Annotated in this window: 5 protein-coding genes; 2 read left to right on the forward strand and 3 right to left on the reverse strand. The window is 75.0% G+C overall.

Features of this window, described 5'->3' with window-relative positions; genetic code table 11:
- Nucleotides 1-112: 112 nt before the first annotated feature.
- Nucleotides 113-445 (reverse strand): hypothetical protein, encoded by a 333-nt coding sequence (locus MNY62_RS25065; protein WP_242347062.1) that lies wholly within the window; start codon nucleotides 443-445, stop codon nucleotides 113-115.
- 138 nt (nucleotides 446-583) lie between these two features.
- A complete protein-coding gene (ligD, locus tag MNY62_RS25070) occupies nucleotides 584-2824 on the reverse strand; it encodes a non-homologous end-joining DNA ligase (protein ID WP_242347063.1) in 2241 nt (746 codons plus the stop codon).
- Between the two features lie 30 nt (nucleotides 2825-2854).
- Between ligD and ku the strand changes: the two genes are divergently transcribed.
- Together ku and MNY62_RS25080 are read left to right on the forward strand one after the other, a co-directional pair.
- Entirely contained in the window at nucleotides 2855-3748 is an 894-nt protein-coding gene (gene ku / locus MNY62_RS25075; protein ID WP_242347064.1) for a non-homologous end joining protein Ku, read from the forward strand.
- A 12-nt stretch (nucleotides 3749-3760) separates the two neighbouring features.
- Entirely contained in the window at nucleotides 3761-4600 is an 840-nt protein-coding gene (locus MNY62_RS25080) for a tetratricopeptide repeat protein (RefSeq protein WP_242347065.1), read from the forward strand.
- A gap of 31 nt (nucleotides 4601-4631) precedes the next feature.
- On the opposite strand, the gene MNY62_RS25085 is transcribed toward MNY62_RS25080, so the two are convergent.
- Nucleotides 4632-5295: DUF4142 domain-containing protein (locus MNY62_RS25085; RefSeq protein ID WP_242347066.1), on the reverse strand; the 664-nt coding region annotated here is incomplete at its 5' end.

Below are 5295 nucleotides of genomic sequence, written 5' to 3' on the forward strand. Positions count from 1 at the left end.
CCCCCCCGCCGCGCGGGGCCCGGGGCCCCCCGGGGCGCGGCTGCGCGGGTGGGGGGGGGCCGCCCCGGCGGGCTCGCTTTCGCTCGCCGGGTCGCGAATCATCAAGGGCCGTTCAGGCGGCCTTCGCCTTCGGCAGCGGCTTGCCCTTCTCGAAGGCCGCGTTCGCCCCGAACTTCGCGACGATCTTCTTCTTCGTGTCGAGGCCGGTCGCCTCGATGACGAAGGTCGGGACGCGGCGGGCGCGCGTGTCCGCGACCCAGCGTGTGATCTCGCCGCGGCGGGCGGCCGGGGCGGCGCGACGCGCGACGACGTTCTTGCCGAGCTCGCGCCGGAGCCCCTCCTGCACGAGCTCGCCGACGTGGCGCGCGATTGCGGAGGAGACGCGGGCGACGACCTCGTCGGCCGTCTCGCGGATGATGTCGTCGATGCTGGACTGGCGTGCCATGGCTGGATTGCTCCGTTTTCGGGAGGCCGAAACATAGCCCGGCGGCCGGAATTGTCCACCGCATTCGTCCGGATTGCACCCCATTGGTCAATGGGGACCGGGACCGGCCCGCGCCTGTGGGGCGGCCGGCGACATGACTTACCGCGTCGTCCGGCCCTCGCGCGCACTCTTCCGCGCCCTGCCGGCCCCGCTCGCCGCCATCCGGACGCGCAGCCGCTCGAGCGCGGCCATGAGGTCGGGCTTCCCGGACAGCACCGGCAACAGCGGATCGGAGCGGAGCCTGCGCGCGCGGCCCAGGGCGCCACGGATCGTGAAGCGGGACGAGTCGAGGCGCGCCGTCACCTCGCTCCAGCGCAGCGGCGTCGACACCGGCGCGCCGGGCCTCGGCCGGACGGCGTACGGCGCGGCGATGGTCTTGCCATAGCCGTTCTGCAGGTAGTCGAGGTAGACGCGCTCGCCGCGCGCGGGGAGCGCGCGCGCGGTGGTCGCGATCTCCGGGAGCTCCGCCTCGACGGCGCGGGCGAGGAGCTCGCCGAGCGTGCGCGACTGCGCGTGCGTGAGCTGCCCGCCGAGCGGCACGAGCACGTGCAGCCCCTTCTGCCCGGTCGTCTTGGGATACGACGGCAGCCCGAGCTCCTCGCAGAGCGCGCGGACCGCGCGCGCGATCCGCACGACGTGCTCGAACGGCGCCTCCTTGGGATCGAGGTCGACGACGCACCAGTCCGGACGCTCGAGCGCTCCCGCCCGGCTCGACCACACGTGCAGCGGGATCGTGCCGAGGTTCGCGATCCAGGCGAGGCCGTCCGCGTCGTCCACGAGGAAGTGATCGAGGTCGCGGCCCGCGTCCTCGCTCCGGATCCGCACCGTGCGCATCCACTCCGGGCGCCACCTGGGCGCGTCCTTCTGGAAGAAGCTCTTCCCATCGATGCCGTCGGGATAGCGCGTGAGGACGAGCGGCCGGTCCTTCAGGTAGGGCAGCATGAAGGGCGCGATGGCCCGGTAGTACGCGACGACGTCCGCCTTGGTGATGCCGTCCGCGGGAAACCAGACCTTCTCGCCGTTCGTCACCTTCACCTCGCGCGCCGGGCGCGCCGGGCGCGCCGCGCGCGGCACGGGCGGCGAGGCGTCGTGCGTCGCGGCGGCGTGGCCGTCGCTCCGCTCGACGGGGATGTCGAGCCACGCAGAGGAGCGCCCGGCGCGATAGGGAGCGTCGGCGCGCTTCGCGACGACACCCGCGAGCCCGCGCGCGCGCACCTCGCGCTGGAGGTCCTCGCCGCGCGCCTCGACGTGGTCCGCGTAGCGCACGGCTCCGAGCCGCGGGACGAGGTCGGCGAGGAGGCGCTTCCGCTCGGCGAGCGGCAGGGCGCGCACGTCGAGGCCTCCGAGGGCGAGGAGGTCGAAGACGAAGTAGGTCGCGGGGCGCTCGATCGCGGCGCGGGCGACGTCGGCGGGACGGGCGAGCCGTGAGCGCGCCTCGAGCGCGTCGAGGTCGGGGCGGCCGTCCGGCCCGAGCACCACCACCTCGCCGTCGACGATCGCGTCCACGGGCAGCGTCTCGAGCGGCCGCGCGATCTCGGGGTAGAGCGCGGTCGCGTCCTCGCCGCGCAGGGTGAGGAGCGTCGCGCGCGCCCCCTCGCGCCGGGCGAGGAGCCGGTAGCCGTCGTACTTCACCTCGAAGAGCCAGCCCTCGCCGTCGAACGGCGCGCCGCGCGGCTCCGCCCGCATGAGCCGCGCGTCGCCGCGCGAGAGCGCCCGCCGCGGCGCGCCGAGCCGCTCCGCCTCCCGCACCGCCCGTTCCGCGCGACCCTCGCCCGCGGCGAGCTCCTCGAGCAGCCGACCGGAGAGCACCGACTCCTCCGCGAACGGACGGCCGGGCCCGGCCCATGCGTCTCCGCGGTGCTTCAGGAGGAGCCACTGCTGCTTGCCTCCCTGCGCCATGCGCGTGCGGACGAGCGTCCACTCGCCGTGCAGCTTGTAGCCGGAGAGCTGGAAGACGAGCTTGCCCCGGGCGAGGCCTTCGTACGGATCCCCGACCGGGCGCCACGCCCCGCGGTCCCAGACGATCACCGCGCCCGCGCCGTAGTTGCCGGCGGGGATGAGGCCCTCGAACCCGGCGTACTCGACGGGGTGATCCTCGACCTCGACCGCCATGCGCTTGTCGGCAGGGTCGGCCGAGGGCCCCTTGGGGACGGCCCAGGAGCGCAGCGTCCCGCCGAGCTCGAGCCGGAAGTCCCAGTGGAGACGCCGCGCGGCGTGCTTCTGCACGACGAACAGGCGCGGGGCGTCGAGGGCGCGCACCCCCTCCTCCGCCGGGCCGAAGGGCTCGGGCGTGCGCCCCGGATCGCGCTTGGCGCGGTAGCTGTCGAGACGATCGGGCACGCGAGGCTCGCTCCCTTAATTTAAGGAGGCATGGCGCCCCGCTCGATCGCGACAGGCACGATCTCCTTCGGGCTCGTGTCGATCCCCGTCCGTCTCTACCCCGCGACGCAGCCGTCCGCGTCCATCTCCTTCAACCTCCTGCACGCCGGCTGCGGCTCGCGCCTCAAGCAGCAGTACGTGTGCGCGAAGGAGGGCGTGAAGGTCGAGCGCGACGAGATGGTGAAGGGCTACGAGTTCGCCAAGGACCGCTACGTCACGTTCACGCCGGACGAGCTGCGCGCGCTCGACGAGATCGCGACCCAGACCATCGACATCGCCGAGTTCGTCCCTGCCGCGCAGGTGGACCCGGTGTACTTCGACCGGGCCTACTACCTCGGGCCCGACAAGGGCGCCGGCAAGGCGTACCGGCTGCTCGCCCTCGCGCTCGAGCGCGCCGGCAAGGCTGCCCTCGCGCGCTACGCTGCGCGCGGTAAGCAGTACCTCGTGCTCATCCGCGCGCGCGACGGCCGGCTGGTGATGCAGCAGCTCTTCCACGCGGACGAGGTCCGGCCGATGGACGAGGTGCCGGTGGAGGACGCCCAGCCGAAGGACACGGAGATCCAGCTCGCCCTCCAGCTCATCGAGCAGACCGCGTCCGAGGCGTTCCGGCCGGAGCAGTACGAGGACGCGGTGAAGGCGCGCGTCGAGGCGGCGATCGCGAAGAAGGTCGAGGGCCAGGAGATCCAGGTCGCGGCGCCCGCCGAGCCCGCGGCGCAGGTGATCGATCTCATGGACGCCCTGAAGGCGAGCATCGACGCCGCGCGCGGCGAGAGCCGCCGGCCGCCGCGGGCGGCGCCGCCCCCGGCGGCGACCCCCCCGCGCCCCGGGGCGCCCCGCGCGCGGCGCGACCCCGACGAGCGGGGGAAGGCCTCTTCCCGCAAGTGACCCCGCCGTGCGATGGTTGAGCGCGTGTGGGGGTACCGCGCCACCGACGTCGCCCGGCTGCTCGGCCTGCCCGTCGCGGAGATCCGCCGACTCGCCCGCGCGGGGTTCGTGACGCCGCGCCGCGGCCGTCGCAACGAGCTGCGCTTCGCCTTCCAGGATCTCGTCCTGTTCCGCGCCGCGGCCGACCTCGTCCACGCGCAGGTGCCCGCGTCGCGGGTGCGCCGGGCGCTCGGCGCGATCCGGGCGCAGCTGCCGCACGATCGCTCGCTCGCCGGCGTCCGCGTGGTCGCGGACGGACGCAACGTGGCGGTGCAGGACGGGGGCGCACGGTGGCGGCCGGACACCGGCCAGGTCCTCCTCGACTTCGAGGTGCGCGAGGTCGCTCGCAAGGTCGCGCCGCTCGTCCGCGCCGGCCCGCCGCCCGGCGGAGCGAAGCTCGACGCGGACGCCTGGTATCGCTGGGGCTGCGATCTCGAGGACGGCGCGCCGGCGGAGGCGCTCGAGGCCTACCGGCGCGCGCTCGGGCTCGACCCGGACCACGCGGGCGCCCACCTGAACCTGGGCCGGCTCCTGCACGAGGGGGGCGACCCGCGCGCCGCCGAGTTCCATTACCGGCGGGCGATCCCCGCGACCGAGCAGCGCGCCCTCGCGTCGTTCAACCTCGGGGTCGCGCTCGAGGACCAGGGGCTCGATGACGAGGCCCTGCTCGCGTACGCCCGCGCGATCGAGGCAAACCCCGCGCTCGCGGACGCTCACTACAACGCCTCCCGGCTGCTCGAGCGGCTGGGCCGGAGCGCCGACGCGCTCCGGCACCTCGCCGCCTATCGCCGCCTCACCGAGACGGGCGTCTGAGCCCAGGGGCTCCCCCCGGCGCGCGGCCCGCCTACTTCCCGGGCACCCGCGGCGGCGTCCGCCCGGCCGCACGCTCCGGGTGGCGCGGGTCCTGCTCCCACTTCATCCCGAGCGCGGAGATCGCGTTCCGGCTCGCGAGCAGATCCGACTCCGCCAGCACCTCCGTGTCGGAGAGCCACTTCTTGAGGCGCGCGTCCGCACCGGGAGTCTCGTCCCGCCAGCGCTGCAGATCGGCGCGGTGGCCGCGCTGCGCGAACTCGATCTGCTGCAGGAATGCGTGGTCGAAGTCCGCGCCGGAGAGGCCGCGGAGCTGCTTCATCATCGCGTCGTGCGCCTCCCGCTCGTTCTTCGGGCCGGAGGTGTCCTTCGGCTTCCCGCCCCGCTCGGCGAAGAGCGCCGCGAGCTCGCGCTCGACGCGCGCGTGGTCGTCGACGAGCTTCTTGCCGAGGTCCTTCACCTGGCTCGACGCCCCCCGCTCCTGCGCGAGATGCCCGAGCTCCTGCCCCTCCCGGCTGCGCTGCTCGAGCGTCCCGTAGATCTGCTTCTGGCGCGCGTCGATCTGCTGCGCGGCGCCCGCCGGCGGCGCGGCGCCCGGATGCTGCGGTGGAGCCGGCGCGGGGCGCGGCGAGCCGTCCGGGCGCTGCGCGGGCGCCGGAGGCGGCCAGCGCGGCACCTGCGCGTACGCCGCGCCGCCG

The organism is Anaeromyxobacter terrae, assembly GCF_022690685.1.
In the GTDB taxonomy this organism is placed as follows: Bacteria; Myxococcota; Myxococcia; order Myxococcales; family Anaeromyxobacteraceae; genus Anaeromyxobacter; species Anaeromyxobacter terrae.

Coding starts and splice junctions, on each gene's coding strand:
- MNY62_RS25080 (WP_242347065.1), top strand. CDS start 3,761: ATGGTTGAGCGCGTGTGGGGGTACCGCGCCACCGACGTCGCCCGGCTG.
- MNY62_RS25065 (WP_242347062.1), bottom strand. CDS start 445: ATGGCACGCCAGTCCAGCATCGACGACATCATCCGCGAGACGGCCGAC.
- ku (WP_242347064.1), top strand. CDS start 2,855: ATGGCGCCCCGCTCGATCGCGACAGGCACGATCTCCTTCGGGCTCGTG.